The 26,441-nt window shown below is 66.9% G+C and carries 36 protein-coding genes; 26 read left to right on the plus strand and 10 right to left on the minus strand.

From position 1 onward, the window contains the following. Nucleotides 1–64: 64 nt before the first annotated feature. The 4 genes from ACOQPP_RS16700 to ACOQPP_RS16715 all read right to left on the minus strand — a co-directional run bounded on the left by ACOQPP_RS16700 (nucleotide 65) and on the right by ACOQPP_RS16715 (nucleotide 7,441). Nucleotides 65–4,339, minus strand: coding sequence for an Ig-like domain-containing protein (locus tag ACOQPP_RS16700; RefSeq protein WP_420636992.1), 4,275 nt, complete (start codon nucleotides 4,337–4,339; stop codon nucleotides 65–67). A 262-nt stretch (nucleotides 4,340–4,601) separates the two neighbouring features. Further along, the gene (locus tag ACOQPP_RS16705; protein ID WP_420636993.1) at nucleotides 4,602–5,549 is read right to left on the minus strand and encodes an IS110 family transposase; all 948 of its coding nucleotides are present in this window, start codon (nucleotides 5,547–5,549) and stop codon (nucleotides 4,602–4,604) included. A 334-nt stretch (nucleotides 5,550–5,883) separates the two neighbouring features. Continuing rightward, nucleotides 5,884–6,333 (minus strand): hypothetical protein, encoded by a 450-nt coding sequence (locus ACOQPP_RS16710; protein ID WP_420636994.1) that lies wholly within the window; start codon nucleotides 6,331–6,333, stop codon nucleotides 5,884–5,886. A gap of 52 nt (nucleotides 6,334–6,385) precedes the next feature. Continuing rightward, nucleotides 6,386–7,441 carry an IS110 family transposase gene (locus ACOQPP_RS16715; protein ID WP_420636995.1) on the minus strand — a complete coding sequence of 352 codons (1,056 nt, stop codon included), beginning with the start codon at nucleotides 7,439–7,441 and terminating at the stop codon, nucleotides 6,386–6,388. A gap of 254 nt (nucleotides 7,442–7,695) precedes the next feature. Here ACOQPP_RS16715 and ACOQPP_RS16720 point away from each other — a divergent pair, with 254 nt between their 5' ends. The 3 genes from ACOQPP_RS16720 to ACOQPP_RS16730 all read left to right on the plus strand — a co-directional run bounded on the left by ACOQPP_RS16720 (nucleotide 7,696) and on the right by ACOQPP_RS16730 (nucleotide 8,854). Then, nucleotides 7,696–7,953, plus strand: a complete 258-nt coding sequence (locus ACOQPP_RS16720) for a hypothetical protein (RefSeq protein ID WP_420636996.1) — start codon at nucleotides 7,696–7,698, stop codon at nucleotides 7,951–7,953. A 176-nt stretch (nucleotides 7,954–8,129) separates the two neighbouring features. Beyond that, nucleotides 8,130–8,345, plus strand: a complete 216-nt coding sequence (locus ACOQPP_RS16725; protein WP_420636997.1) for a helix-turn-helix transcriptional regulator — start codon at nucleotides 8,130–8,132, stop codon at nucleotides 8,343–8,345. Continuing rightward, nucleotides 8,342–8,854: a hypothetical protein gene (locus tag ACOQPP_RS16730; protein WP_420636998.1), complete on the plus strand. Its 513-nt coding sequence runs from the start codon at nucleotides 8,342–8,344 to the stop codon at nucleotides 8,852–8,854. The genes ACOQPP_RS16725 and ACOQPP_RS16730 overlap by 4 nt, the downstream gene beginning before the upstream one ends. A 483-nt stretch (nucleotides 8,855–9,337) precedes the next feature. On the opposite strand, the gene ACOQPP_RS16735 is transcribed toward ACOQPP_RS16730, so the two are convergent. The 5 genes from ACOQPP_RS16735 to ACOQPP_RS16755 form a co-directional block, all read right to left on the minus strand. Then, nucleotides 9,338–9,646: a hypothetical protein gene (locus ACOQPP_RS16735; RefSeq protein WP_420636999.1), complete on the minus strand. Its 309-nt coding sequence runs from the start codon at nucleotides 9,644–9,646 to the stop codon at nucleotides 9,338–9,340. A 34-nt stretch (nucleotides 9,647–9,680) separates the two neighbouring features. After that, nucleotides 9,681–10,013: a hypothetical protein gene (locus ACOQPP_RS16740; RefSeq protein ID WP_420637000.1), complete on the minus strand. Its 333-nt coding sequence runs from the start codon at nucleotides 10,011–10,013 to the stop codon at nucleotides 9,681–9,683. A gap of 143 nt (nucleotides 10,014–10,156) precedes the next feature. Further along, complete coding sequence (locus tag ACOQPP_RS16745; protein ID WP_420637001.1) at nucleotides 10,157–10,351, minus strand: hypothetical protein; 195 nt, start codon at nucleotides 10,349–10,351, stop codon at nucleotides 10,157–10,159. Nucleotides 10,352–10,419: 68 nt separating this feature from the next. Further along, complete coding sequence (locus ACOQPP_RS16750) at nucleotides 10,420–10,791, minus strand: excalibur calcium-binding domain-containing protein (protein ID WP_420637002.1); 372 nt, start codon at nucleotides 10,789–10,791, stop codon at nucleotides 10,420–10,422. Nucleotides 10,792–10,825: 34 nt separating this feature from the next. Next, nucleotides 10,826–11,131 (minus strand): hypothetical protein, encoded by a 306-nt coding sequence (locus tag ACOQPP_RS16755; protein WP_420637003.1) that lies wholly within the window; start codon nucleotides 11,129–11,131, stop codon nucleotides 10,826–10,828. A 2,884-nt stretch (nucleotides 11,132–14,015) separates the two neighbouring features. On the opposite strand from ACOQPP_RS16755, the gene ACOQPP_RS16760 reads away from it, so the two are divergent. From ACOQPP_RS16760 to ACOQPP_RS16845, 18 genes are all read left to right on the plus strand, one after another. Continuing rightward, a complete protein-coding gene (locus tag ACOQPP_RS16760; RefSeq protein WP_420637004.1) occupies nucleotides 14,016–14,360 on the plus strand; it encodes a single-stranded DNA-binding protein in 345 nt (114 codons plus the stop codon). 283 nt (nucleotides 14,361–14,643) lie between these two features. Further along, on the plus strand, nucleotides 14,644–14,958 hold the full coding sequence (locus tag ACOQPP_RS16765) for a hypothetical protein (protein WP_420637005.1): 315 nt from the start codon (nucleotides 14,644–14,646) through the stop codon (nucleotides 14,956–14,958). Beyond that, nucleotides 14,955–15,608, plus strand: a complete 654-nt coding sequence (gene radC, locus ACOQPP_RS16770; protein ID WP_420637006.1) for a RadC family protein — start codon at nucleotides 14,955–14,957, stop codon at nucleotides 15,606–15,608. Before ACOQPP_RS16765 ends, radC begins: the two co-directional genes overlap by 4 nt. Continuing rightward, complete coding sequence (locus ACOQPP_RS16775; RefSeq protein ID WP_420637007.1) at nucleotides 15,608–15,838, plus strand: hypothetical protein; 231 nt, start codon at nucleotides 15,608–15,610, stop codon at nucleotides 15,836–15,838. Before radC ends, ACOQPP_RS16775 begins: the two co-directional genes overlap by 1 nt. Before the next feature lie 286 nt (nucleotides 15,839–16,124). Continuing rightward, nucleotides 16,125–16,268 (plus strand): hypothetical protein, encoded by a 144-nt coding sequence (locus ACOQPP_RS16780; RefSeq protein ID WP_420637008.1) that lies wholly within the window; start codon nucleotides 16,125–16,127, stop codon nucleotides 16,266–16,268. Nucleotides 16,269–16,300: 32 nt separating this feature from the next. Beyond that, nucleotides 16,301–16,618 carry a hypothetical protein gene (locus ACOQPP_RS16785; RefSeq protein ID WP_420637009.1) on the plus strand — a complete coding sequence of 106 codons (318 nt, stop codon included), beginning with the start codon at nucleotides 16,301–16,303 and terminating at the stop codon, nucleotides 16,616–16,618. A 100-nt stretch (nucleotides 16,619–16,718) separates the two neighbouring features. Further along, nucleotides 16,719–17,117: a hypothetical protein gene (locus ACOQPP_RS16790; protein WP_420637010.1), complete on the plus strand. Its 399-nt coding sequence runs from the start codon at nucleotides 16,719–16,721 to the stop codon at nucleotides 17,115–17,117. After that, complete coding sequence (locus ACOQPP_RS16795) at nucleotides 17,114–17,347, plus strand: hypothetical protein (protein ID WP_420637011.1); 234 nt, start codon at nucleotides 17,114–17,116, stop codon at nucleotides 17,345–17,347. Before ACOQPP_RS16790 ends, ACOQPP_RS16795 begins: the two co-directional genes overlap by 4 nt. Continuing rightward, complete coding sequence (locus ACOQPP_RS16800) at nucleotides 17,344–17,532, plus strand: hypothetical protein (RefSeq protein WP_420637012.1); 189 nt, start codon at nucleotides 17,344–17,346, stop codon at nucleotides 17,530–17,532. The genes ACOQPP_RS16795 and ACOQPP_RS16800 overlap by 4 nt, the downstream gene beginning before the upstream one ends. A gap of 90 nt (nucleotides 17,533–17,622) precedes the next feature. Then, on the plus strand, nucleotides 17,623–17,880 hold the full coding sequence (locus tag ACOQPP_RS16805) for a hypothetical protein (RefSeq protein WP_420637013.1): 258 nt from the start codon (nucleotides 17,623–17,625) through the stop codon (nucleotides 17,878–17,880). A gap of 349 nt (nucleotides 17,881–18,229) precedes the next feature. Continuing rightward, nucleotides 18,230–18,553, plus strand: coding sequence for a hypothetical protein (locus ACOQPP_RS16810; RefSeq protein WP_420637014.1), 324 nt, complete (start codon nucleotides 18,230–18,232; stop codon nucleotides 18,551–18,553). Further along, nucleotides 18,550–18,753: a hypothetical protein gene (locus ACOQPP_RS16815; protein ID WP_420637015.1), complete on the plus strand. Its 204-nt coding sequence runs from the start codon at nucleotides 18,550–18,552 to the stop codon at nucleotides 18,751–18,753. The genes ACOQPP_RS16810 and ACOQPP_RS16815 overlap by 4 nt, the downstream gene beginning before the upstream one ends. Further along, complete coding sequence (locus tag ACOQPP_RS16820; protein WP_420637016.1) at nucleotides 18,750–18,950, plus strand: hypothetical protein; 201 nt, start codon at nucleotides 18,750–18,752, stop codon at nucleotides 18,948–18,950. Before ACOQPP_RS16815 ends, ACOQPP_RS16820 begins: the two co-directional genes overlap by 4 nt. Nucleotides 18,951–19,119: 169 nt before the next feature. Next, the gene (locus ACOQPP_RS16825) at nucleotides 19,120–19,578 is read left to right on the plus strand and encodes a hypothetical protein (RefSeq protein WP_420637017.1); all 459 of its coding nucleotides are present in this window, start codon (nucleotides 19,120–19,122) and stop codon (nucleotides 19,576–19,578) included. Between the two features lie 456 nt (nucleotides 19,579–20,034). Then, the gene (locus ACOQPP_RS16830) at nucleotides 20,035–20,199 is read left to right on the plus strand and encodes a hypothetical protein (protein WP_420637018.1); all 165 of its coding nucleotides are present in this window, start codon (nucleotides 20,035–20,037) and stop codon (nucleotides 20,197–20,199) included. Further along, the gene (locus ACOQPP_RS16835; protein WP_420637019.1) at nucleotides 20,200–20,517 is read left to right on the plus strand and encodes a hypothetical protein; all 318 of its coding nucleotides are present in this window, start codon (nucleotides 20,200–20,202) and stop codon (nucleotides 20,515–20,517) included. Nucleotides 20,518–20,593: 76 nt separating this feature from the next. Next, a complete protein-coding gene (locus ACOQPP_RS16840; protein WP_420637020.1) occupies nucleotides 20,594–21,544 on the plus strand; it encodes an IS1595 family transposase in 951 nt (316 codons plus the stop codon). Nucleotides 21,545–21,890: 346 nt separating this feature from the next. Beyond that, the gene (locus ACOQPP_RS16845) at nucleotides 21,891–22,106 is read left to right on the plus strand and encodes a hypothetical protein (protein ID WP_420637021.1); all 216 of its coding nucleotides are present in this window, start codon (nucleotides 21,891–21,893) and stop codon (nucleotides 22,104–22,106) included. Between the two features lie 545 nt (nucleotides 22,107–22,651). On the opposite strand, the gene ACOQPP_RS16850 is transcribed toward ACOQPP_RS16845, so the two are convergent. Further along, the gene (locus tag ACOQPP_RS16850; protein WP_420637022.1) at nucleotides 22,652–23,161 is read right to left on the minus strand and encodes a hypothetical protein; all 510 of its coding nucleotides are present in this window, start codon (nucleotides 23,159–23,161) and stop codon (nucleotides 22,652–22,654) included. Nucleotides 23,162–23,399: 238 nt separating this feature from the next. Here ACOQPP_RS16850 and ACOQPP_RS16855 point away from each other — a divergent pair, with 238 nt between their 5' ends. The 5 genes from ACOQPP_RS16855 to ACOQPP_RS16875 all read left to right on the plus strand — a co-directional run bounded on the left by ACOQPP_RS16855 (nucleotide 23,400) and on the right by ACOQPP_RS16875 (nucleotide 26,165). After that, entirely contained in the window at nucleotides 23,400–23,657 is a 258-nt protein-coding gene (locus ACOQPP_RS16855; protein WP_420637023.1) for a hypothetical protein, read from the plus strand. Nucleotides 23,658–23,790: 133 nt separating this feature from the next. After that, a complete protein-coding gene (locus ACOQPP_RS16860) occupies nucleotides 23,791–24,114 on the plus strand; it encodes a hypothetical protein (protein ID WP_420637024.1) in 324 nt (107 codons plus the stop codon). Nucleotides 24,115–24,118: 4 nt separating this feature from the next. Beyond that, a complete protein-coding gene (locus ACOQPP_RS16865) occupies nucleotides 24,119–24,304 on the plus strand; it encodes a hypothetical protein (RefSeq protein WP_420637025.1) in 186 nt (61 codons plus the stop codon). A 55-nt stretch (nucleotides 24,305–24,359) separates the two neighbouring features. After that, nucleotides 24,360–25,217 carry a hypothetical protein gene (locus ACOQPP_RS16870; protein ID WP_420637026.1) on the plus strand — a complete coding sequence of 286 codons (858 nt, stop codon included), beginning with the start codon at nucleotides 24,360–24,362 and terminating at the stop codon, nucleotides 25,215–25,217. Nucleotides 25,218–25,556: 339 nt separating this feature from the next. Then, complete coding sequence (locus tag ACOQPP_RS16875; RefSeq protein WP_420637027.1) at nucleotides 25,557–26,165, plus strand: hypothetical protein; 609 nt, start codon at nucleotides 25,557–25,559, stop codon at nucleotides 26,163–26,165. The last annotated feature ends 276 nt before the right edge of the window (nucleotides 26,166–26,441 follow it).

Genomic DNA, 26,441 nt, shown 5'->3' on the forward strand with positions numbered 1-26,441 from the left:
CGTCGGCAAGCGATACCGTCGCAGCGGTCGTCCCGCTCGCCGTGACCCCCGGCGAAGGAGACCGTCACTTCGCCGCCACGGTGAACGCGACCTCCAGCGTCTGTAGCGCCGTGCCCCCGAGATCTGACTCCGGATACGCGGTCGCGCGGAGACGGTATTCGCCCGCCGGGAACGCCTGCCCGCCCTTGTCCCCGAACAGAGCGTAGGGGACCAGGTTCTCGGTGCGTGCCGAGGTCAGCGTGCCGCTCAGTTCCATGTACACGCTCCCTACCGCCGCACCGGCCTCAACCTCCGCCCGGACGTTGAGCCGGTCCGAGATCAGCGCCTCCAGCGTCGCCCCGTCGCTCAGCGCCTGCACATCTTCTGCCCCACCGTTGGCGTTGTCGAACAACACGAAGCCCGTGAGCGGGTTTGAGGGCGCGTCGCTGGCCGATATGGTAACGGTCGCCGTCCCGATATCCCTGCCGTGATGGGTGGCTGCGACCACAATCGTTTCGGCCGACTCCTCATCGGCATCGTCCACCGCCGTGATGGTGGCCGCCGCCGAGCCTTGCCCCGCCGGCAGGGTCAGGCTCTCCGGCGCGATCGTATAGTCCGTCCCCTTCGCCGCGGTACCGCTGGTGACAGAGAGCGCGATGGTCTGGTCCAACGCGAAAGTCGCACCATTAGTGATCGCGACCGTCACCGCCGAGGCCTCTCCCTCGGCGATCGCGGCCGGATCGACTAAGAGGGTGAACACTGCCGCGTCGTCATCCTCTACGGTCACGTCCGCCGAGCCCGCACCGGGGGCGACCCGATAGCCCGCGCCGCCCACGACCGCCGCAGTGACCGTGCTCGCCGGCTCCACTACGCTGTCCCCGGCGGTCGCCACGCTCAGGCTCTGTTCCCTTTCGCCCGGCCCGAAGGTCACCGTGGAGGGCAGAGAGCCTCCCAGCATCGCCCTGGTCTCGGTCACGCTCAGGTCCACCGTCAGCGCCTGCGTCGTGGCACCGGTGCGGCTCAACGTGAACGCCGCCGCCGTACCCTCGCTCACCGGACTCGTTCCCGGCGCTATCGAGACCTCGGGCTCCGCCGCCGCCACGGTGAACGCGACCTCCAGCGTCTGTAGCGCCGTGCCCCCGAGATCTGACTCCGGATACGCGGTCGCGCGGAGACGGTATTCGCCCGCCGGGAACGCCTGCCCGCCCTTGTCCCCGAACAGAGCGTAGGGGACCAGGTTCTCGGTGCGTGCCGAGGTCAGCGTGCCGCTCAGTTCCATGTACACGCTCCCTACCGCCGCACCGGCCTCAACCTCCGCCCGGACGTTGAGCCGGTCCGAGGTCAGCGCCTCCAGCGTCGCCCCGTCGCTCAGCGCCTGCACATCTTCTGCCCCACCGTTGGCGTTGTCGAACAACACGAAGCCCGTGAGCGGGTCCGGATCCAGCACTATCACCGTGTATCTCTCGGACGCCTGGTTCCCGTTGCCGGTGTTGGAGGTGTATTGCGCGACGCCGGCCGGCACGCTCACCGTCACATCGCCCGGCGCGGCCGCCTTGATGGTGGCCACGTAAGTGCGCGCGTCTATCGCCCCCAAGGCGGTCACAGAGCCGCCCTCCACCGTGATGTCGCTCTTCTCGAAACCCGTCACGGCGTGGCTGAAGGTGATCGTCGCGTCGAAGGAACCGCCCACCGGTCCCTTCGGCACCGCCACCGTCGTCGTCACCTTCGTTCCGAGGATCCTGTGATGGTCGTACCGACCAGTGCCTTCATGGTCGAGCACCGCGTCGTTGCCCGCCATATCCCGGATCTTGCCGCCGTTTAGCCGCACGCTGTTGGCCTCAAGCTCCAAGCCGTCCGGATCGAAGTCGTCGGCTGCAATCGTGTAGCCGAACCCCTGGATCTCGAGAAGATCCTCATTCGGACTGAGAGATGTCCTGTCCGCCATATGAGCAGCGCTTCGGGTCTTGCTTCCGACTGAGAATTCGAGGTAGGGAGCGCCCTCCACATTCACGGCCTCGCTGAAGAGCAGAATCCAGATGAATTCGTCACCTGCTGCATGCGTGCTGTCCGGCGCTTGGTCCATGCTCAAATGTGGGCGGACGGTCGCAGGCGCGACCCCGTCGACCTTGTGCCCGGGCTGGTCGGCCTTCGCTGCGTGCCCCAGCTCCGCTTCCACGTTGCTCTCGATCTTCCTGATGGTTCCGTCATTCAGTTTCAAGCCGTTTCGGACGATGCCGGCTCCGTCCGTGTCCTCGTCACCCGCAGCCACCGTGTAGGTGAAGGTCAGGGTTGTCGTGCCGCCGCCGCCGGTGTAGGCGGCCTGTTTGATCGTGTCGCCGATCCTGACATCCACGGTGGGCGCGCCCGTGACAGCCATCGCATGGTCAAACACCACCTGCACCGTGATCTCGTCGCCCTTCTTGTAGGTGTCGTGCTGGCCGGAAGCCGGCGCCGAGGCGAACGACACCGCCGAGACCGTCGGCATGGTTACCACTCGCACGGTTTCGGGCTCGGACGCCTGGTTCCCGTTGCCGGTGTTGGAGGTGTATTGCGCGACGCCGGCCGGCACGCTCACCGTCACATCGCCCGGCGCGGCCGCCTTGATGGTGGCCACGTAAGTGCGCGCGTCTATCGCCCCCAAGGCGGTCACAGAGCCGCCCTCCACCGTGATGTCGCTCTTCTCGAAACCCGTCACGGCGTGGCTGAAGGTGATCGTCGCGTCGAAGGAACCGCCCACCGGCCCCTTCGGCAAGTCCACCGCCGTCGTCACCTCCACACCGTATACGACGTGCCCCTTGTCGTCCGGGAAACCCGCATGGTTAAGAACGGCCTGGTTTCCCGCCGCATCCCGAATCTTGCCGCCGTTCAGCCGCACGGGATCCGCCGGGACGGCTATGCCGTTCTTGTCGAGGTCGGCAGCCACCACCGGATAGCGGAATTCCTGGCCATTCAGGACCCCGAGAACCTTCACCGGGCCGTGGTACGCCGCTTGCCGCGTTGTATCTCCAACGATCATCTCGATGGAGGAAGATCCCTCCACCACGACATCCTCGGTGAAGAGCGTTATCAAGGGGATATGATCGCCGGCCTCGTAGATGACCCCGTTATCACCGACTTTTGTCTCTGTCCCTATGCCTACGGTTAAGATCTTGAGCACAGGCGCGACCCCGTCGACCTTGTGCCCGGGCTGGTCGGCCTTCGCTGCGTGCCCCAGCTCCGCTTCCACGTTGCTCTCGATCTTCCTGATGGTTCCGTCATTCAGTTTCAAGCCGTTTCGGACGATGCCGGCTCCGTCCGTGTCCTCGTCACCCGCAGCCACCGTGTAGGTGAAGGTCAGGGTTGTCGTGCCGCCGCCGCCGGTGTAGGCGGCCTGTTTGATCGTGTCGCCGATCCTGACATCCACGGTGGGCGCGCCCGTGACAGCCATCGCATGGTCAAACACCACCTGCACCGTGATCTCGTCGCCCTTCTTGTAGGTGTCGTGCTGGCCGGAAGCCGGCGCCGAGGCGAACGACACCGCCGAGACCGTCGGCATGGTTACCACTCGCACGGTTTCGGGCTCGGACGCCTGGTTCCCGTTGCCGGTGTTGGAGGTGTATTGCGCGACGCCGGCCGGCACGCTCACCGTCACATCGCCCGGCGCGGCCGCCTTGATGGTGGCCACGTAAGTGCGCGCGTCTATCGCCCCCAAGGCGGTCACAGAGCCGCCCTCCACCGTGATGTCGCTCTTCTCGAAACCCGTCACGGCGTGGCTGAAGGTGATCGTCGCGTCGAAGGAACCGCCCACCGGCCCCTTCGGCAAGTCCACCGCCGTCGTCACCTCCACACCGTATACGACGTGCCCCTTGTCGTCCGGGAAACCCGCATGGTTAAGAACGGCCTGGTTTCCCGCCGCATCCCGAATCTTGCCGCCGTTCAGCCGCACGGGATCCGCCGGGACGGCTATGCCGTTCTTGTCGAGGTCGGCAGCCACCACCGGATAGCGGAATTCCTGGCCATTCAGGACCCCGAGAACCTTCACCGGGCCGTGGTACGCCGCTTGCCGCGTTGTATCTCCAACGATCATCTCGATGGAGGGAGATCCCTCCACCACGACATCCTCGGTGAAGAGCGTTATCAAGGGGATATGATCGCCGGCCTCGTAGATGACCCCGTTATCACCGACTTTTGTCTCTGTCCCTATGCCTACGGTTAAGATCTTGAGCACAGGCGCGACCCCGTCGACCTTGTGCCCGGGCTGGTCGGCCAATGCGCCGTGCGCGAGTGTCGGCGGCTCCGTGGCGCCGTCCCCGCATCCGGAGGCAAGGCTGAGGCCCGCCAGCACCGCCGTCGCGAGGACAAGGATTCGGAAGCGGCTCACGACTATTCCGCTGATGAGATCCGGGGTGATGCCGGCGACTGCATTGCCCAAGCCGCACCTGCCGCGTATTCGGGAACCTGAGCCGCCCAGACCCAGATGTGACCGGGGTGGTGTTGCCATAATGTTACCAGCATGCAGGATTGCGGGAAAGTGGGAGTCTTGTCCAACGGGAAGTGAGTATCCATGTCGCAAGGGATGCCTCGGCAGGGCTGCGGGCCGGGGTTCGCGACCGGGGTCGATGCGGAGCGTTCGCGCAGCCACGTCAGGCCGCAACCGGTGGCTCGGGAGTCCATAGACGGTCCTGCTGCACGAGGGCGTTGGCGAGGACGATGAGCTTCCGCATGACAGCGATGAGGGCGACCTTGGGCGGTTTGCCGGCGGCGAGGAGCGCGTCGTACTTCCGCCTCAGCCCGGGATTCCAGCGGATCGCGGCCAGCGCCGGCATGTAGAGCGCCCGCCGCACCTTCCCCCTGCCCCCCTGGATGAAGGCGCGCCCCTTCCAGTTGCCGGACTCCCGCGTCACCGGCGCCAGCCCGGCGAGGCTGGCGGCCCGGGGTCCGGAGAGGGTGCCGAGTTCAGGCATGTGGACGATCAGCCCCGCCGCGGTGACGTCGGAGACGCCGGGGATGGAGGTCAGTATCTCCGACGTGCGCTTCAGCTTCTCCTCGCTTCCCAGCAGCTTCCGGATCTCGCCGTCGACCCGCTTCAGCTGGTCCTCGATCTGCCCCAGCCGCTCGTCGTTGACCCGCCGGGACAGGTCGTGGCGCAAGTGCCTGCCGCGGTTGAGCGTGGCGGTCCGGTCCGCGACCAGCGCGTCGCGCACGAGCTGCAACTCGGCGAGGTCGCGCCGGGTACGCGACATCGCCCGGGTCGGGCGCAGGTCGTCGATCGCGGCCGCCATCTGCGCCAGTGTGCGGGCGTCCACCGCATCGGTCTTCGCGCGCCGCCCCCGCGATCTGGCGAAGCAGCGCACCTGGTACGGGTCGATCGCGTAGATGGGGACTCCGGCGCCGAGCAGCGTCTCCTCTAAGTCGCGGGGCCAGGGACCGGTCGGCTCGTAGGCGACCCGGTCGGTATCCGGACCGATCCACGCCATCAGCCTCCGGAACCTGGCCGCGTCGTTCGAGAAGCGGGCCGTTACGCCCCCGGGCAGGGCGCAGGCGTCGAGGTGGGCCTTCGAGATGTCGATCCCGACGGTGTGTCCGGTCATTGGTTCCCTCTCCCGTGCTTGTCGTGCGAGCCTCCATGCTCGTGTATCCATTCGGGACGTCGGGAAGGACGGTGGCGGTCGAACTCACGTACGGCCCTCGCGGCCAAGCCTGAAGCGACCCGGCCACCATCCCCCGCGGAGCCGCCACCAAGGGGGCTGCGGGCCGGGTCTTCCCAGTAGCCCGGAACTTGAGTGTAGCAAGAAGTAAACGGACAAGCAGGAAGGAGGAGTCGTGAGCCGTGGCCGCGGGGCCGTTGGCGTTCGATTCTCTTCCGGATGATCCTCGATGGAGGGAGAGCCGCGCAACGGGAGTCGGGGGGGCGGACACGGGGACTCAGGCGACCGACGCGGCGGGGTCGAGGGAGTGGAAGAGGTCGCGGCGGGCCTCGCGGACGATCTTGGCGGCTTGGAGGCCGGAGGTGGCCGAGGCGACGCGGTCGAGCTGCTCGAAGGTGACGTCGTCGCGGAGGAAGTTCTCGGCATCGGGGAGGGACTTGAGCTTCTCGTAGGGGGTGGCGACGTCCTGTTGGCGGTAGCGCTTCTTGATGCGGCCGCGGGGGCCCTCGACCTCGGAGGGGAAGAGGCAGGGCCGGTGGAAGTTGAGGAAGGGGCGGAGGTGGTCGCGGAGGAAGCCGTTGACGGCGGGGGCGCACTGGGCGGGGATGTGGGCGCGTCCGAGCCACCCTCTGACGATGGCGCCGTTCCCGGACTCGACGAGGGCGTTGTCGTTGGAGCGCCGTGGCCGGGACTTGGCGAACTCGGAGATGCGGAGCTTCTCGAGCATCCGGGCGACGCGGTGGTTGATGTACTCGGAGCCGTTGACGCTCTCATGTTTGTCAAGCGGGCGGTGGCGCGGTGAGCACGCGGTAGACTTCGCGTGCCACATAGCGCTTCAGGCAGCGCATGACCTCACGCTTGGACAGCCCCTCCCGGGTGCGCCGCTCGACGTAGTCCCGGGTTCGCTGGTCGGTGCGCATGCGACACACGACGATCATGTGGAGGGCCGAGTTGGCCTGGCGGTTCCCTCCGCGATTGAGACGGTGGCGCCGCGTCTTCCCGCTCGATGCGGGCAGCGGGCAGGCGCCGCACAGCATCGCGAAGCTCGCCTCGGAGCGCAGCCGGCCGGGATTCTCGCCCGCCGCGACCATCGGCTCGCCCGCGCTGGCGACGCCCACGCCTTCGAGCGCGAGCAGATCGGGAGCGAGCTCCTCGACGAGCGGAGCGATGTGGCGGTCGAGCGCGGCGATCTCCTCGTCGAGGGCCAGGACCCCGCGGGCGAGGGACTTCAGCGAGAGCCTGGTGGCCACCGCCGGGTCCCGGGAGCGCGTGGCGTCCGGCCTCCAGGCCGCACAGACGCGCAGGCGCCGCATGCGGGTGAGGTCGCGGATCCGGTCGCGCACCTCGTCCGGCGCGGCCACGATGGTGTTGTGGAGCTGCTGCGGGGCGGCCCGGCGGGACTTGACCGCCGTCTTCCGGGTCGTGCGCAGCACCCGCGGGGCCTCCATCGCGCCGCCGCGGTCCTTGGCGACCTGGACCCGGCATCCCGTGCGAGCCGCCTCGGCCGCCGCGACCGCATCGAGCGCGTCGTCCTTCCCCCTGGCTCGTCGCGCGGCCGGGTCCGGACCGGTCACCTCGAGAACGGGCACCCCGGACAGCCCCAGGTGCCGTGCGATGCCCGCGCCGTAGCTGCCGGTCGACTCCACGCCCACGCGGAGCAGCCTGCCGTGCGACCGGAACCACCGCGGCATCGCCCGGTATCCGGCCCGCGTGGTCGGGAACGATTCGGTGCCGAGCACCGTGCCTTCGAGCGTCACGACGGCGGCGGTGTGCAGATCCCGGTGGGTGTCGACGCCACCGACGATCCCGCCGCGTTCAACTGGCCTCCTCGCCATGCCGGCCTCCCTGTGTCCATTGTGGGTGAACGGGTTGGAAGCCGAACCCGGCCGATGTCGGACACGACAGTGAAGGGACGCCTCGGGCCGGGCTCTCATCAGGTCACGACGTCGGTCGAGGTCGGCGCCTCGGCCGGCTGCCCCCGCGTGGCCGACGAGTCAAGGGCATGACAGCTCGGTCGGTCGGCGTGCGGGTCAAGCCACGCGGGGGCGGCCGCGGCCGCCCCCGCACCAGACCTCCAAGGCGTCAGTCGGTGTTCGAGTCAGACCACGGCGAGGAAACCGGCTCTCGAATACTCACTGTCGGCGTGGAAGCCCTCGACGCGGAAGGGGAAGGCCGGCGGGAGGTCTTCGAGGACGGGCGGGAGGAAGTGCTCGGTGATGCGGACGACGGCAGCACTTTGAGATGTCCGGGCCCTCGAGATCCGGTCGTGGAGGGCTCGTGCAGCGTGCGTTCGAGCCCGTTTCCGAAGCTCGACGAGATGCCCGTGCCCCCCGGCCCCCGGGATTAGGGGAGTCCGCTGGTACTCCGCTCCCATGCCGCTGCACCCGTCGTAGCTTCAGCGACGCCGTGAAACGTCCCAGCCTTTTCCCGATACTAGCCTTGGAGATCATTTGCGTACGACTTGCGACTACTTGCACAACAGGCTTAGTCTAGGGCGGAAACACGCCCAACCCAGGAGTACCGATGGAACAGCACGTGAACGCCCAAGCGAACCCCATGGAGATTCTCCGGATGCCCGCCGTGCTGGGAATGACGAAACTTTCGCGAACCACGCTGTGGAGGCGGATACGGGAGGGGGAGTTCCCCCGCCCCGTGCGCCTCGGCGGGGCGCGGTCGCGCGCGGTCGGGTGGCACCGGAGCGAAATTGAGGAGTGGCTCCGCGGGCGACCCGCCGCGTGACCGCCTCTCAACAGGATCCCGGTACGACGCCGGGCGAGAGGCGGTTGCTGTGCAATGTCGTGGGGAAGCTGGTCGAGCTGGCTTTGGCTCGCGGGGCCGGACCCTCTGAGATCGCGGCAGCGTTGGGCGCCTCCGCCGAGGACGACCTGCGCTCCGAGGCGCGCGAACGGGCGCAAGCCCTCAGCCTGCTCCTGGCGGAGTTGGTGGGGCTGAGCGGTGACCGCGAGAGGGTCATGGTCTCACGCGACTGGATAGCCCATCACTTCAGCGTTACGCCCCAGAACGTATCGTATCTCTGCAAGACCGGGCGGCTGGCCAGCAAGAAGCTGAGGGTTCGGAGCCGTCGGCGGAGCGCGATTCCGTTGTGGTCCGTTTGCGAACACTTCGATGTCTCCCCGGAGAAGCGCCGAGAGTTGACAGCCGAGCTGCCGTGCGGTGCTGACGGCCGCATCAAGCCGGTCTTCCTCTGTTCGAGACCCCGGAGTGCGAAGGCGACCAGCGGTCGATGACGATGGACCCGAGTGCAGGGAGCTTGGGGCCTCCACGCCGCTCCGCGTTCCGTCGCGCGCTCAGCCAGTCGCAGTTACCTGCTGGAGGAGAGACCCAGTTTGCCCTGAAAGTGAAGTAGCCCCAAAAGTTGGGAGCCTACGCAGGTCGGTAGACGGAAGGAGCCCATGATGACCGGAGGCAACCATGACCCGCCCTAGCGAACCTCCCGCAGTTGATCTAGAGGACCGCGGATATGGTCGATTAATAGAGACGCCACGCGACCTGACATTCTTAGAACCGTGGATCGTTGAGCGGATGCGTCGTGGACAAGTTCGAGCACGACGAGGCCCGATTCGACGTTGGCTGTTCCGCGTACATCGGAGATGGTTTCGGCGTGCTGACAGATAAAGTCGCCGGGCTTGATAGACATCGGAAACCTCACTCGTACAGGGGGACGGTAGAGCCGAAGGGTCGGCGAGCCGTGACGGCAGATGACAGGATCGTTAGAGATTGCTAAGCGACTTCAATACCTCATCTACGGCATCCTTGAAGCCCCTCTGAAACTCCTCGTTTTCCTGCGGGTCGCGCGGCGCTGTCCCCGGCCTTGCTTCCATCACGATTTCTTGCAGGACACCGACGAGGAGCGGCAGGGCGTGCTGGAGACTTTCTCGGGCAGCTTCTACACGGAACGGCGAATCGTTTACACCGGAGTCTGCCGGTTTTGCTTCGAGCAGATATTTGACGAGTCCGTTACGGACCGCTTGGTTGGCCCGGTCGGCGCCGAGGAGGTATGCGTGTGATTGTCGCGGCATCTCATTGCGCTCCGTTGAAGGTTCGGGGGGGGCATCAGTTTCCCTCGGCGATGTTGATTACGCGGTCAGCAATAAGTGGCTCCATCGTCCCACGGGAGTTGCAGGGTACCTGCTCACCGAGATAGTACGGCGCATACCTAACGGTGCCCCGAAACCAGCTATGGACCGTCAACCGCGTTCCGCCCGGGACCTCGCGGGCATAGAGGCCGAGCCGCACGCTTTGGTCATCAACGAAGCCATGGCCGGTGACCAAACCGCAATTCATGTGTTCAACGACTGCGCTGGCGTTCATCCACTTCGAGTCGACCACCCGCGCCTCGACATCAATAATGTCAATCGCCCATCCGTGTTCCCGGGCTGCGGCCACCATTGCTTCCCAGGTACGATCCAGATTCGCACGTACGAAGTAGGCTCTCTGGACAGGTACCGAATCAGGTTTCCAATAAGACCAGCTCGTGCAACCGGTTGTGACAACGATCGCGAGGACAAGAGGGAGGCCACGGGGTTGCATTATTGTGTCAGCCCGCGCCTCAGGTCTGACCGCCCAACGAGATAGGCCAGCCCATCGGCGATCGCTGTCGCCTTCTCCCGCAGCACTCCGTCTTCCAAGGCGGGATGCTTATCCGATGTGGTCATCACCCCGACGAGGAGGCCCACCACTTGGTGCATCCGGTCAACCTCTTTTACGAATTCTTCGTCTGACATACTTCTCTCCCAGCCACGGGGTTATGATGCATGCCGCGTTAGGCGACAGGTTCGATCCGCACTTGCCATCACTCGCACACCGTCCCGTCTCCGTCTCCGTCGCGCATGTAGGCGTAGGCGGGGTGGTCACGGGTCACAGGGGCGATCCCGTGCGCTCGAGCTTCGGCGCAGGAGATCCGCCCGTTCCCGTTGTCGTCGTAGAGCGCGAGCGGTGAGCCGGCGGTGGTTACCGGAGGCGGCCGCCGTGTCGGGGACGGAATCGTGATGGGGCCGGCCGGCGCTACCGTGTTCGTGATGTCCGGGTTGCTGTTGTCCGTCACGCCTCCGGCCTGTAACGGCACGGCTTGCGGTCCTGGTCCGGCCGTGAGGAGGACGGTCACGAGAGCCGCCGTCGAGGCCCCGGCGAGGAACCACGGCAGGTTCGACTTCCAGTCGTTCATCTTTCCCCCCTTCAAGAGCAGACAGACAATGAGTTCAAGACGCCGGCAATTGGTCGAGTATCTGCTTCATGCGCTCACGCTCTTTCTCGAAGCCGTTCTCAACAAGCTTCGACACGCCCAAGTGGTCTTGGGGTATAGGCCGAGTTGCTACTGCGAGTGCCTCGTAGATGTAAGCGGCAAGGGTGACGGCGGGCCGGGCTTTGTCCGCGCCGATGTCGTCTGGCCGTGCGACGCGTGCAGCCGCACCTTCGCTGAGGTCCGCGATCACGTCGCCCCACACTTGGCGGTGGAATAGAATGCGTCCTTGGCGTTCATGGTACTCGCACTCGCTGCCGGTCATCGTCGGCCTCCTCTCCGTACAGGGGGCGGTCGTTGGGGTACTGTCCGCAGCTACATATGGGTTCTCCTGGAAACATGGGTCCGTCGAGGTGCTCAAGGGGCCGTTCACGTTTCCCCCACAGCCGCAGATGGACGAGTCCCCAAACAATCAAGCAGATCGTGTATCCAACGCCGACCACCTCGACTTCATGCCACGCGAGAGCCAGTGTCAACCATCCCGCTGTTACCCAGCCCACGATGGCAGATGCCTTCAGTCGGTCACGGTTCAACCGGGTGTAGAAACGGTGTCGGGCCCGGTGTTCGAACTCATGGCGGCGAGACATGTATGGCCAGCCTCCTCGTCAACGTCGGCTTCGCGATCGACTGCCTCTGCTTCGCCCGGGTCGGCCTCTTTCACCCCGGATGCGGCCCGGTCGTCCCCGGTAATAGGTAGGGATGGCGGGAACGGTCTCGTCAGGAAGTGCTCTTTCAAATGCTGGCATGTAGTCTGTTACGCATGGCGGCATTACAGCGGCCGACCCTGCCCTCTTCCACCTTGCGACCCCGATGTTGAAACAGATGATGCTCACCAAGGAGGAGTCCGCATCGTTCACGGGGCCGAGATTCTCGATCCAGTGCAGGATCACGCGATCATGCTTCAAGAGCGAGTCGGGGGATGCATCGGAGAGGGTAAGCAGAACGAGGCTCACTTCGCTTGCGATACGTTCCTCGTCCATCTGCGATTGCAGGCGCAAGATCAACACGGCGGGCACGCAAAGCATCATCAGCACGAACACCTCAAACGCAAGCCGCCCCAAGGCAGAGCCTGCGCGCTGAGCGGCGAACATCGCTGTGGCCTCCGGCTACGAGGCGGCCGGTATGGGGGATTGAGTCTCCCTACATCTCGCAGAAACGACGGAGAGAGGGATGGGTCGTGCGGCGCGACCACCATCGCGTACGTCATCGTGCGGATACATCTATATCTCCCTGCTACGGGCGTCGAACCTTACCGGCAAGCGCCGGGCCATTGACGCTCACACGCAGGTGTTCGGCGAGAAGCCCTGCCTTTTCACGCGAACCTCGGGGAGCTACCCGTCAGCTGTGCCGCGCTGTTGTATGGAGCAGGTAACCCGACTCGGTTACCCGCGTGTGTGCGTCAGCCATGATCGTACGCGCCTCGTTCTTGTAGCGCAACGTACCTCCCGCGCTTGCTCTTCTGCGCACCCATTGCCGGCCCTTGTACGCCCACGTGGTCAAGCGGTTTGGTCCATAAGCGAGATGTCTTGGTTAGGGCTATAAGCGAAATCCAGTCAGATGCATAAGCCTGCTTCTCCGCCAACCCTGGGGACAGGCATTATCACCTCGAACGCCGCCCCGCCGAACAAGAGCATATCCAACAATGAACAGTCGCACACTCATGGACGTACACGAATACGATAGTACACGCACAATTCTCGCTCGGCAAAGTACAATAATATACAAACGACTACAAATCTTCGTGAATGGGGTCCCCCCGCCGCCCGCCCCGCGCCGCGCCAGCACCCTCCCCCCCTCCCCCCTCGCCCCGTCGCGCTCGCCCCCGGCGATGTCGCGCGCCCCGATCCGGGGCCCGCGAGGCGTCCCCCCGATGCGGGAATCCCCGTATCGGCCCGCGTGCCCCCGGCGGGTCGGCCTCGGGACGCGCCCCCAGCACGAGGCGCCCCGGACTGGGCCACACCGGGAGCGCGAACCGGCCCGAGACGGCCAACTTGCGGTCGTCGAAGCGCAAGCCGGGTGCAAGTTGCTACCGCAAGCCGTACCGCAAGCCCTCTAACTCTATATCTCTATTAGAGATAGGTAGTAGTAGTAGTGCAAAACTTGCGCTTTTTCGCGAAAACGCGCCCCGTACGTACGCGGGTGGGCGGGCGGGCTTCCCCCCGCCCGCCGCCGCCCGCCGCGCCAGCACCCTCCCCCCCCTCCCCGCTCGCCCCCGGCGCTCGCCCTCGGCGATGTCGCGCGCCCCGATCCGGCCCGCGAGGCGTCCCCCCGATGCGGGAATCCCCGTATCGGCCCGCGTGCCCCCGGCGGGTCGGCCTCGGGACGCGCCCCCAGCACGAGGACGGCCCCGGACTGGGCCACACCGGGAGCGCGAACCGGCCCGAGACGGCCAACTTGCGGTCGTCGAAGCGCAAGCCGGGTGCAAGTTGCTACCGCAAGCCGTACCGCAAGCCCTCTAACTCTATATCTCTATTAGAGATAGGTAGTAGTAGTAGTGCAAAACTTGCGCTTTTTCGCGAAAACGCGCCCCGTACGTACGCGGGTGGGCGGGCGGGCGGGCTCCCTCCCCCCGCCGCCCGCCCCGCGCCGCGCCAGCACCCTCCCCCCCCCACCCCTCGCGCCCGCCGCGCTCGGCCCGGCGGGGTCGCGCGCCCCGATCCGGCCCGCGAGGCGTCCCCCCGATGTGTGAATCCGCACATCGGCCCGCGTCCACCCGGTGCCTCGGCCTCGGGACGCTCGCCCAGCACGAGGACGGCCCCCGGACTGGCCACATCTATTACGCGCCTGGCCCGCGATGTGACACGCGAAAGGGCAGGATCGGCCCTGACCTGTCGGGCGACGGGCCGACTATCCCCAGGAGGTCGGGCGCGCCCGCGACTATGTGACGAGCGGCGACTATCTCCGGACAGTTGCGGGGGACCGACTATCCCGCTAATATGCGAAACGTCGCCGACGGTTAGAGGCCGCCGGACGACGTTTCGACTACTCAACGGAGGCAAGAGCTCCGAATGAGCGCCGGAAAACTGCACGCCGCATCACGGTCGGTCAAGGCCCGCATCGAGCGGGCCGGGGCCGGCCGTTTGTCGTGCGCGGCGGTCACGTTCCGGCCCGGTGCATCGCCTCCCCCACCCCTCACAAGGAGGCGCAGCATGTCACGCACCGTCAATCGGGTCATCCTCGTCGGCAACGCGGGGAGCGACCCGGACGTCCGCGAGACGTCCGCAGGGACCGCAGTTGCCCACCTCTCACTCGCCACGAACCGCATCTACCGGCGGAACGGCGAGACCCAACGCCGCACGGACTGGCACCGGCTGACGTTCTGGCGTCGGCAGGCCGAACTCGTCGGCGAGAAGGTCACGAAGGGCGACCGGCTCTACGTGGAGGGGCATCTCGAATACGGCTCGTTTGAGCGCGACGGGATCGCCATTCCGACCGTCGATGTCGTCGTTGAAGACCTCGTCATCCTCGAACCGCGCGAGCGCGCGGAGGCGTGATCCACGCCCACGGGGGGATGAGGCCCGCGCCGCCCGGCGCGCCGGGGTTCAAGGCCCCGGCCCCCGTGTTGCCCGTCCCGGATCTCGCCGGGGCGGGCGGTCGACCTCAGACCGAGGGGGAACCGATGGGTCACACCGACCGCAGGAAGCGCGGCAGGCCGAACCGCAGCCGCACGCAGTCACCGGGGAAGCGGGGACGGCTCCGCGCCGACAGGACGCGCAGAGAGCGCCGCGAGCGCCGGGAATGGCGCAAGGAAGCCCGCAGGCACACCCGGAGGGCACGTTGAGCGCCCCGAACGCGCCAGACGCGTTCGGCATGTGCAAGCGGTGCCGCCGAACGATCGACCCGGAGCGGGCCGAGAAGTCGGGCGGATCTTGCTTCCAATGCTCGCCCGAGGCCGCTACGCCGTTCGAGTCGGTCTACTGGACGGAGCGCAAGCACGACGAGGCCGCCGAGGCCCGTTTCTGGGCGCTCATGCACGAGGATGCGGTCGGCGGCGGGTGCGGGCCGACGCTCGTCGCCCACTGCGAGCGGAAGCGCGCCGACTACGCCGGGCGCGCCGAGAAGTGCGCCGACTACGCCGGGAGGATGGCGTGACGGCCCCGGCGCTCGCAGAGCGCCCACAGGAACGGCTCCGGCGCTACTCGCCGGACGCGCTGTCCACTACCGAACTGCTCGCCGTCCTCGCGGGCGGGGACGTGACCCCGGCGGGCCGCGTCCTCGAACGGTTCCGCGGCTCGCTCCGTGACATGGGGCGCGCCGAGAGCCCGGAGCTTGAGACGGTCGACGGGATCGGTCCCGCCACGGCGGGCCGCATCCTCGCCGCCCTCGCGCTCGGGCGACGGCTCGCGGCTGAACCCGCCTACACCACGTCGCGCATACGCTCGCCCGCCGACGTGTTCGGACGGCTCGGCCCGAAGCTGCGCGACGCGCGTCAGGAACAATTCTGGACCCTGTATCTGGACACCCAAGCCGGCGTCATCCGGGAGCGGTGCCTGACGGTGGGGCTTCTCAACTCGTCGCTTGTCCACCCGCGCGAAGTGTTCGGCCCGGCGATCGCGCTGCGGGCCGCGTCCGTCATCCTCGCGCACAACCACCCGTCCGGCGACCCGGAGCCGAGCCCGGAGGATGTCGCCGTGACGTGCCAACTCGTCGAGTCGGGCCGACTGCTCGGCATCCCCGTGCGCGATCACGTCGTCATCGGCGATCGCGCTTTCGTGAGCCTTCGAGAGCGGGGGGTCTGCTGATGATGAACCCGACCACACCGGGGGCGGCGCTGGCCGCCGTCCCCGGCAAGACCTGCGGGCACGAGGGCGCGCGGCGCTTCGGAAGCTCCGACACGCGCATTTGCCGCCCCTGTGTGCGCGACCTGCGCCGGTTCATCGGGGCGCTCATCGACGACCCGAACATCGGCATCGAGGCCGGCGAGGATCTGATCCGGGATCGGCTGATGCGAATGCTCGGGAGGGTGCAATGAGCCACCCGGAGACCGCCCGCTTGCTCGCGGCCAACTACGAGCGCGTGAGCCGCGGACTCGGCGACGACCCGGCCCGCGTCCGGGAGTTCTCCGAGGGCGAGTTGCTGGCGGCCCGTGACTGGGCGCGCCCGCTCCCCCGCCAGCGCGGCCACGTCGCCCACCTATGCGCCCAAGAGCTTGCCATCCGTCCCGCCGAGGCGAGGCCCCGTGTCCCGATCGGCTGGACGCCACCCACGACGAGAGAGGAAGCCATGACACGACCCACGAACCCGGAGCCGTGCGAGCGGTGCGGGGAAGCGATGACCTCAGCCTGCCGCCCATGCGAGCGGGAGGCTTGCCCGGCTTGCCGGTGCGCTGGCTGCGGGGGCTGAACGATCCGGGGCGGCTGGCGCTCGCGGGGCGGTTCGATTCCGCCCGCGTCCCCTCGTAGACGACACGAGACCGAACGAAAGGACGACAACGATGGCCGAACTCGACCTGACACGGAGCGAGCACCGCGCGCTCGCCAACCGGCTATGCGCCGACAAGCGCGGCATCGAGGCGCTCCGCGAGGACGCCGAGAAGCTCCGCGCCCGCGCCAAGACGACCGCCGGGGAGACCGATTGGCTCGACTTCGAGGAGGCGGGCGGCTCGCTACACCGCTTCGAGGACCTGTGCAGCATGGCGGCTAACCAGATCGCCCGGCGGATCGAGCAGCACCGGCATCTCGGCGGCGGGAAATGCCCCGAGTGCGAGGGCGCGCTCGAGGACGGGTGCGAGGACGGGTGCCGGTACGACTGACCACGGACGACACGGGCGGCGCTGGCGCGCCTCCGGGGCGGTTCGATCCCGCCCCGCCCGCTTGGCAGGACCGAGAAACCCCAACCGAAGGGAGGAAACGATGAGCCGAGCGTTCTGGCAGATGTTCGACCACACGTTCCCGGCCGAGGGGACGCGCGACGATCACTACGTCGCCGCCGTCACGCTTGAGACCGGGGGGGAACGCGACTGCGGCCATCGGCACAAGCGCCACGCCGACGCGCTCCAGTGCCTCAACGCGGCGCTCGTGCGCGATGGCGATGTCGTGCTACTCGCGCCGGAATCGGTTGTCCGTGGGACACCCGCAGCCGTTCACGCCGCCGAAGTCCGGCACGTCACGCGACGCGGCTACCTGATCGCCTCGACCCCGAGGGCGAAGGGCCGCCGACGCGCGCCGATCAACACGCCCTGCACCACATGCGGGAGCGATGAGCACTGGGATTTCGAGTGCGACAACCCAAGCCCGAAGGAGGCGACATGACGAGAACCGCCGTTGTCATCTGGGGACCGGCAGAGCCCGGCCCCCGCGACTGGACCCAGCTCGGCGAGCCGATCGAGTACGAGCACGACGACTCCGACATCTCGCACCAAGTGACGAACCGGATCGCCGAGGCCGCGTGGAGCATGACCGTTCACGCGGGCGACCAGTTCCGCGTACTCGACCTTGACCAGATCGAGGAAGAAGGCATCGACCTGCGGGGCTGGCAATGAGCCGCCGCGGGAAGGACTGCGAGGCGTGTCTGGACCGGGGGCATCACCCGCCGAAGAAGGCCGACCGGCAGGCCAAGCTCGCGGACGGCGGCAGGGCGGACGTGTGCGGGACGCCCGAGTGTCACGCGCACATCGACCGCTACAACCGGCGCATCCGCGCCTTCGCCGCGCAGAAGCCGCGATGAGCGCCGCAGCGACGATCACGCGCGAGTTCTGGCCCGTGGCCGACCGCTACGCTTTCGACGAGGGCCGGGTGCGCCTGGTCGAAGGGTTGGGTGCAGGTCGATACGACCCAGGACGCCAGCTACTTCGGGACGTGGGCCAGCCTCCGCGAGCGCAAGATCCTGTGCTTCGCCGAGGGCGATGTCATCACGACGACATGCGCGACGCCGGAGAGCTTCGCCCGCGAGATGCGACGGCTGCGCGAGTGGGCCGTCGAGGCGGGCTACTGGCTCGGCGTGGACGCGGGCTCGCGGGCGGCGGCGTGGAGGGCCGCCGGACTCGGCGACCTGTTGCACGAGGAGGCCGCGTAGTGGCCGGGCCGTGGCCGTGTCGGCGCCGCGAGGGCTGGCACGAAGCCGGGCAGATCGGGTGCGGGGCGGGCGGTCGCGTGACGACCGCCCGGTGCCCGTGCGCCGACCTGTCGGAGACCTGTCTCGGTTGCTTCGGTCCCTCGTGTGCTGACTGCGGATGGTGCGCGACGTGCGAGACGGACCATCCCCGGCCCAACCGAGGCTCGCAAATCGCCTCTGAGCGCGTCTCCGGGCTGACCCCTCCCCATGGAGGCCGACGCCGCGAAACGACGAGGACGGCACAGACGCGCCCGCTGGCGTCCGTTCTGGCGCCGATCCCAACCCCCCGACCCAACCCGAGGAGGACGACATGCGAGTAACGATCACCGTGGCGACGCGCCACGACGGCGAAACGAGAGAGTACGAGAGCTTCCACGTCCCCGCCGAGGATCTCGGCTACTCCGCATACGTCGAGGTCGATTCCGACCTGCGACACGGGATCTCCGGTGCGATCGGAGGCGCTGCGGAGTCGATCATCGAGGCGCGGACCGTCGAGGTCGAGCCGACCCACCCGGACGAGGCTTGCGCGATCTGCGGGAGCGAGACTCCGACCAAGGCCGTCGAGAACGAGGGCGGCGGGATCACCCGGCACTGCGGAGCCGAGCATTGCGCCGCCGAAGCGTGGCTCCGATGAGGGGCCGCGCGATGTGGTGTGACGACTGCGGGACACCTTGCACGGACCCTGACCCGCTCGTTTGGGCCATCGCGCGCGAGGACGGCATCTGGCGGTGCGGACCATGCGACACGATCTACGCCCGGCTTGAGAACGCCCGCTGCGACGCGCTGCACGGCGAGAAGGTCCGCCCGATCCGGCGCGGCGAGGTGGCGGCATGAGGCGGCGGCGGTGCAGGCACGAGCCGACGCGACGGACTCCCCTCCGCATGACGCGCGGGCTGCCAGTCAGAGACCGTCTTCATCTGCTGCGGTTCTACGTGGTCGAGACGTGCGGTTGCGGCGCGCGGCGCGCGGCGGCGAAGCGCGACGACTGGCGCGGGCCGTGGCATGAGCCCGCCGACCGGGAGGCCGCATGACGTGGGGGCGGAAGATCACGAGCCGGGGCGACGACTGGCCCATCGTTGCTCCGCCCGCCCGTCATTTTGGGTATTGCCCGCGGTGCGGGGGGGTCAACTGCGATGGGTCGGACTCGGCCCAGGCCCGGAGGGGCCGGTGTGATGAGTGCCGCGTCCGGGTGGTGTTCTGATGACCGCGAGCGAGCGGTTCAAGGCCCTGCAAGGGCTGATGACGGGCTACCTGTCCTCCGAGACCGCCGAGAGCGAGCGGGAGAGGGAGCGGGAGGCGCGCAAGCCGAAGGGCGCGCGCCGTCCGATCCCCGATGGGTTCGTCGAGAACTCCGACGCGTGGAAGGCGGCGCGCTTGATCGGCTGGCCGCTGATCGAGTTGAAGCCGTCCGGTGACGGTCAGGCCGAGATGTTCGAGGCGCCGCTGATGCCCCGGTTCGCCATCGACGCGGACTGGCACGACGAAATCCCGATCGCGCTCGGCGGCGAGGAGCCCGACGACGCGTACCGAGAACTCGACGAAGCGGGCACCTGCATCGCGTGGGACGACGAACGCGTGCTGTTCTGGTGCCCGCGCGGCGTCTGCTCAATCGAACGCGCCCGCTGGCAAGAGGGCTGGCGACACTGCGCGGGCTGCTGATGGCCGACCAACCCATCCTCGAACTCGGGCCGCCGCCGAACACGCCCCCAACGTCGCCTGCCGCAAATGCCACACGAAGCCCGCACCGGGCGCGGAGCGCGACGAGTGGGGTTGGTGCTGCACCCACTGCCTCAATTCCGAACTCTTCGGCGCGCCGTCCCCGGAGCAGCCGGAGCTTGTCGATGGACCGGGCGAGCGTCCGGATTCTTGACACCGCGGCGTTTTCGCGCGCACCCTCGAAACGCTGGAGAGAACCCATGACCGAACCTCCGAAGCTCCGATACAACGGGATCCAGACGGCCCTCGTCTTCCTCGCGATCCCGACCATCATCATCACGCCACGTACACGTACCCGCGCCTGTTCCTGGGTGGGATCGTCGCGTGGATCATCGGCAATTACGCCGTCTTCCACTGGAAGGAGAGCCGCCGGAAGAAGAAGGAGGAAGCGCAGGACTCATGACCTCGACCCAACTCGCCGCGCGGCCGGGGACGGCGCTCGCCGTCGTCGAGAAGAAAGGCGCGAGCATGGCGCTCCATGACCCGTTGTGGACGTGGAGCGCCCTGTTTCGGCGCGTCATCTGGATCGGCGCGCCGGGCGGCATCGGTTGGGACGAAATCTAGGTGACGCAGGATCCGGCGGCGGAATTGCGACGGCGTGTCGCCGACCAGCTGACGGTCGAGGTCGCCACGAGGGGCCTGCCGGCGGCAGACGCGCCGGGCTGGTTTTCGTGCCCGTTCTGCGACCCGGGAGCGGATGAGGCCCACGACCGGCTGATCGTCGACGAGAAGGGCTTCGCCTGTACGGACGACGACTGCGCCAAGAGCGGCGATCTCCTCGAGCTGGCCGCAGAGGTCTGGGGAGTGCCGGCGGTCGATGTGGTCAACATGCTCGAAGCCCAGAAGCGACGGGCTGCCGCGCCCAAGAAAGGGGGATTATAAAGCTGACTTGACTTCGGCGCCCTCCGATAGTACCTTTCATGTACGCTAAGACATTGACACGGAAGGAGTTTGCCGCATGTCTCGCATCGGTTGCAACGCACCCGGAAGGGCCGACCGCGAAGGTATCAGCGTCATGGAAGTGGCCGAGATGTTTGCCACGGAGGACCGGGCGGTGAAGTGGTTTGAGACGTGGCACTGGGGGACGAGCGGCGAGATGTGCTGCATGCGGTGCGGATCGGTCAACGCCTACCGCGTGAAGTCCGGCAAGCCGATGCCCTACAGGTGCCGGGACTGCAGGCGGTATTTCTCCATGAAGACCGGGACCGTCATGGAGGATAGCAAGCTCCCGCTTCGGGCCTGGGGCTGGGCGATCTATCTGGAAATGACGAGCCTCAAGGGCGTCTCCTCGATGAAGCTCCACCGCGACCTCGGGGTCAGCCAGCCGACCGCGTGGTTCATGCTGCACCGCATCCGCGCGGCCTTCGCGGACGTGACCGCCGTATTCGAGGGGCCGGTCGAAGTCGACGAGACCTACGTCGGCGGCTTGGAGAAGAACAAGCACGCGAGGGACAAGCTCAACGCGGGACGCGGCCCGGTCGGCAAGGTGGCGGTGGTCGGCGTCAAGGACCGGGCGACGAAGCGCGTGGCCGCGCGGGTGGTAGACCGGACGGACGCCGAGACGCTCGGCGGCTTCGTCCGGGAGCACGCGGACCCGGACGTGGCGCAATTCTACACGGACGGCTCGAGCTCGTACGGCCACCTCGCCAACCACGAGACGGTGAGGCACTCGGTCGGCGAGTACGTCCGGGGCATGGCCCACACCAACGGGGTCGAGAGCTTCTGGAGCATGCTCAAGCGCGCCCACAAGGGCGTCTATCACAAGCTGAGCGCCAAGCACCTCCAGCGGTACGTCGACGAATTCGCCGGTCGGCACAACATCCGCGACCTCGACACGCTAGCGCAGATGCAGCACGTCGTCGCCGGGATGGTCGGGCGGCGCCTCATGTACCGCGACCTCATCGCCTAGAGAGCTTTCGGCCAGCCCCGCCAACCGCTACCCTCACAGATGCGACGAAGCCCGGCACTTGGCCGGGCTTTCGTCACCCCCCGCCCGAGTAGACGCTCGGGTTGATCAGGGGATTCTCCACCTCAGGAGGCTACAAGCATGGCGGCAGATGTTCCCCCGTGTCAAGCGGACGGCTCGCTCACGTTTGCCGACGTGCAACGCTGGGCGGCCACGGAGCACGCCCGGATTGAGCGCACAAAGCGCATCCTGTTGGAGGCGGCGCGACCGGGGCGGTATTGGGCGGAGGTCGCCCGCGACCCGAAGCGTCACCAACTCATCATTGGCGTCTGAGAAGGAGGAAACGAGAATGGTCGAGCAAACTGTGGACACCCTGCCCGTCAGGAAGCCGGATGACTTCGTTGAGGCTCAGCATGTCAACGGCCAGAGGCTCCTCATCAACCTGATGCAGGTGCAGCTCATCGAGGACCACGGCGGGGGCAAGGTTCGGGTCTACTTCGCGGGTAGGCACACGGACATTAAGGCCGATTCCAACGCCGTATTGGGAGCTGTCGCGCGAGATTAGACAAAGGATGCAGCACGTCGTCGCCGGGATGGTCGGGCGGCGCCTCATGTACCGCGATCTCGTCAGCTAGCCGACCGCGCCGCATACGCGGAAGCCGAAGCCCACCGCTCCGTACTCACCGCACATCGCGCACCCACACGGCACGGGCCGAAGCGGTCGATGTGTGACGGGCGGGTCGGGCGACAGGTCGACAGTCGTGAGGGGCGGCACCAAGATGGCGCGGCGTCTTGCGTGCGCCCGCAGGCGGTGGCCCGCTCGACGTTTGAGGCCCCGGCTGAGTTCCACCATGAAGGGGTTGGGCCGGACTGGCTGACGGATCGGGAGGACGGCACCTTGCGGCGCTCGGGGTGAGTCGCGTAGCATGTGGATACACTCCTAGTGCAGTGCCGCGAGCGTGAACTCGCGGAGCGGGTGAAGGATTGGAGGCCCTCGACTCCGACGCGGAGCGGGGGCCTCGGCGCATCTACACGCTACGTCACTGCGGCCGGAGGATCAACGCGGTGCGGCGACTTACTAACGCGGTCGGTTTGTCGGTCTGTGTAAGTTCAGGAGTCACAAGCAGACCCGTTGATGCGCAGGTAGTTTGCGACGAAACGGTCAAGCAACAACGAGACGGAAAGCAAGACCCGCGAGAGATCGTTCTCGTGAATGCCGGGAACCGCCAGGGTCCAGGTGCTGGCGGACCCGCGCTCGTCGGAGATCGCATCGTAGAGCCGCTTGGAGAACTCTACGGATGCGCTGTAAGCACCATCGAGAAGCTCGACTCTGATGACCAAGCTTACCGCCTCGTGCGCACGAGACAGGTCGAAAAGGCCCGCAACCCGCAGCTTGTACTCGGCGAGGCCCTGCAACATCTCCCAACCCAGTTCGCCGCCCATGAGGCGATGGCTGGTGTCGACCGACACAAACGGCATGACGGGAGAGCAGTCCGCGAACAAGCTGAAACGATCGACGGACACAAGCATCGAGTCGGACACGGCTTGGGCTTGAACACCGGGAGAGAACGCAAGAATCCCGACAACGGCAACTGCGATCCCTCGGGTCCCACGGCACATCTACAGCCTCCAGCGACAGCGTTGCACCCCGAAAGCATGGTCACTTGGCGCACGGGATGCAACGGGGTCAGGCAACGGGTCGCCGAGGGCCTTGCCGATGGCGTGAGGCCGGGGGTTGAGGCTAGATTTCCCGCGACCGGCGGAGCAAGGAGACGACGATGGAGGGGAGGCGTTGCCCCGAAGTTGTCGCACGGGTCCGGTCGGCGTTATCTTCGCGGCCTGAGCAAGGAGATGACCAATGACGACGAATCAGGACACGGCCACCGGTGTCGCGAGCAACACCGACCGCCTCCTTGCTGGCGGGTCGCTCGCCGCGTCGGTCCTCATGCTTCTTACTCTCTGGATCAGCGGCGTCTTCTCGCTTCGGGATCGTCTTGCGCGGCTGGAAGGGCTTTTCGAGGGCCACATGGAGCGCCCCTGTCCTTCCTCCGCAGTGGCATCGAAGCCGGAGCAACTCGCGAAGGTTATCCTCGCGTCGCCTCCCGAGCCAAAGTGAGCCCTGATGCAGGTGAGAAGTGCACGAGGTCGGGGCTCGAGTGGGTCTTCGCGGACTGCGACGCCGGCACCGTGACGACGATGCGCCAGCCGGTCCGAGGATAGGTTCTCTGCCAGAGCAAGGAGATGTTCCATTGGCCGACACGAAGATACCAGACCCGCTTGTGCCCCGCCCCGGTGACGATCAGCCCGCCACTGTCGCCCAACTCCTCAACGCCGTGACGACGATACTCGACGGCGTTGAAAAGAAGATGGCAATACAACGCGCGTACATGGACACGCGATTTGATCGAGTAGATTCACGACTGGAGTCGGTCGAAACACGGGTCGCAACGGTCGAAACACGAGTCGCAACGGTCGAAACACGAGTCACGGCAATTCACAGAGACCTGCTAACCTTGCGCTCCCAACTCGTCGGCGTGGTCGATCCACAATTCCCCGCACTCGCTGACAGATGATCTAATGGCCAAGAAGACGAAGAAGAAGCGCGGACGCCCGGTCGATGTGCGCGCATTGAATCCGCGCTACCGGGGCGCGATGCTGAGTGATGTCGTGCGAGCCGTGCTGCGGCCCGTCAACCCGAAGGCGCGGGCCGCGCTCGACAAGTTGCGGGGCCGGTCTGTCACCGGCGACAAGGTTGCAGAGTAAGACCCCTCGATCAAGTCAGCTTTATAATCCCCTTCGGAATGCGGACGAGAGGGACGTGAGAGCGGGTATCGGTGGCGATGCTTGGGGCGTTCTGTATGAGCAGGATCAATGGTTGGCAGAAACGCCTGAGGGCGCGAAGACGATGCGCGAGGTCGTAAAGGCGGCGCACGACCACTCGGACACCTTCGCCGCGCGGTCCATGTTCCGCTTCTCCTCGCCACACGGGCTTGGGAGCAACCGCGTGTACTTGGTCAAGCTCCAGCAACCGGTTGACGTCCTCGAGCCGATCGATCCGGCTCTGGGTGGACAGCTCGTCGGGCGGACCGTCGAGGCGTTACGCGATGGGCGTCTCGACGCGACGATCAAAGTCTGCCAGGCTGCGTGCAACCGGGTCTTCTGCGGAGCCGGAATTTCTTACTGGCTCGGGACGCTCATCGCCGGGGCGTGGCTCTTGAAGGGCAACGACGTGCCCACCGAGAAGGAGGTATGGGAGTGGCTCAGCCACCGCGACATCGAGAGGCTTGCGACGGTCATGTTGGCGGGAACCGAAGTCCTTGGCATCCTGTTTCGCGCGCGTGTGTACGTGGAGAATAAGAGGCCCATGATCGGCGAGTTGGTCGAGATCGCCTTGGAGACGATTCGGCACCCATCGATTTCGCCCGAAGCGGCACAGCGCGCGTTGCGTGCAAAGGGGATCCTTGCGGTGAGGGGAGAGGGTCCGGTCGTTCTCGTCGCCAACACGTCGGCCTGGGTCCGGGAGAAGTTGGCCGGCGCTGACCTTGAGCGTTGGCAAGAAGCCCTGAGGGAACTCCCCGGCGCCCGGCCAACGAGTAACGCCGTGAGGTTCGGGGCTCGCACGAGTCGCGCTGTACACGTCCCTCTAGACGGGCTGGGACTTCTTCGTGTAGCGTGAAGCTTCCGGCATCGGTCGTGCGCGCTCGGGCACCCTAGGAACAGGAGTCGAAATGGAGATTAAGGTCTACTCTCCCCCGATCGTCACGCACTGCTCCGGTTGCGGGCGGGACTTCGCTGAGCATGGTGAGCCTTGGGGACGAGGCGCGAAGTTCTGTCCGGGCGGCTGTCTCAAGTTCATTCCGCCCGTCGACGCGCGTCGACGGTCGTACAGGAAGGCCGGGCGTTGCTATCGCTGCGGCGGGCCGCGTAGCGTCGGCAAGAAAACGTGTCGGCGGTGTCGCAGGCTGGAGAGCTGGAAGCGGGTGGCCAGACGCGAAGCGGCCGCAGCGCAGTCACGTTGACACCGAACAGGGGTCGAGGAGACGCCCGGCTGCCCTGGCTGAAGGTCGTAGTTGGCCCGCTCCTGCTCGTCGCGCTCGGCTGCGGGGACACATGCTGCGGCCCCGGTCCCGAGCCGCCCGATGTCCTCGCACCGGACGAGGCCGTGCAGCTGTTCGCGGGCAGCTACATCGCGCGCTACCCGACGACGTTGGAAGCGGGCGACGACGGCACTGTCATGGCCGTCGAGGCTTGTCCCATCGCCGGACAGGTGAGGGTGACGGGAAGGCTGTCGGAAACGAGCATGGGCGACACGCTCAGGGTGGAGGTGGACATCACGCTCGCCCCCGCCGGCTGCCAGTTCTCGGAAGGGGGACACCCGTTCACCGTCGACGGGCATCCCGGCGTGCGCTCACACGCCGTCACCCGCGCTTATCCCGGGATTGAGAAGCGCAGCATCGAAGGTACGATCACCGGCGGGTTGGATTGGCAACTCGAGGACAGGTCCGGCTTCTGCGAAATCGAGCTGGAGATCACACAGGATCTGTCGGGCCCCGAGTGGTCCGAAGGGCTGTCGGGCACGTTGTGCGGTCACGCATGGGAGTTCGCCGCGGGGCCGGGGAGCTGACGGGGTGCACGAGAGCGGGCGAAGCGGCAGCAGATTCCGTTGCGAGCCCCGGCTAAGAAGCTCGAAGGGCGAGGCCGGCCTGCGGCCTGCGGGCGGTTGTCTCCTTGCTTTGTAGGTCGTACCTTCGCCGCATCATGAAGCCCTACGTTAAGCCGTGCCCAGCGTGCGTGCAGGGGAGTTGACTCCTTGAGCCGCATCCTTAGATGGCTCGCCGCGTGGCTGAACCTTTTCACGCGTCGGCGCGTAGAAAAAGATTAGGTTACTCCCCATGGAACA

The sequence above is a fragment of the Candidatus Palauibacter sp. genome, assembly GCF_965222475.1.
Lineage (GTDB): Bacteria > Gemmatimonadota > Gemmatimonadetes > Palauibacterales > Palauibacteraceae > Palauibacter.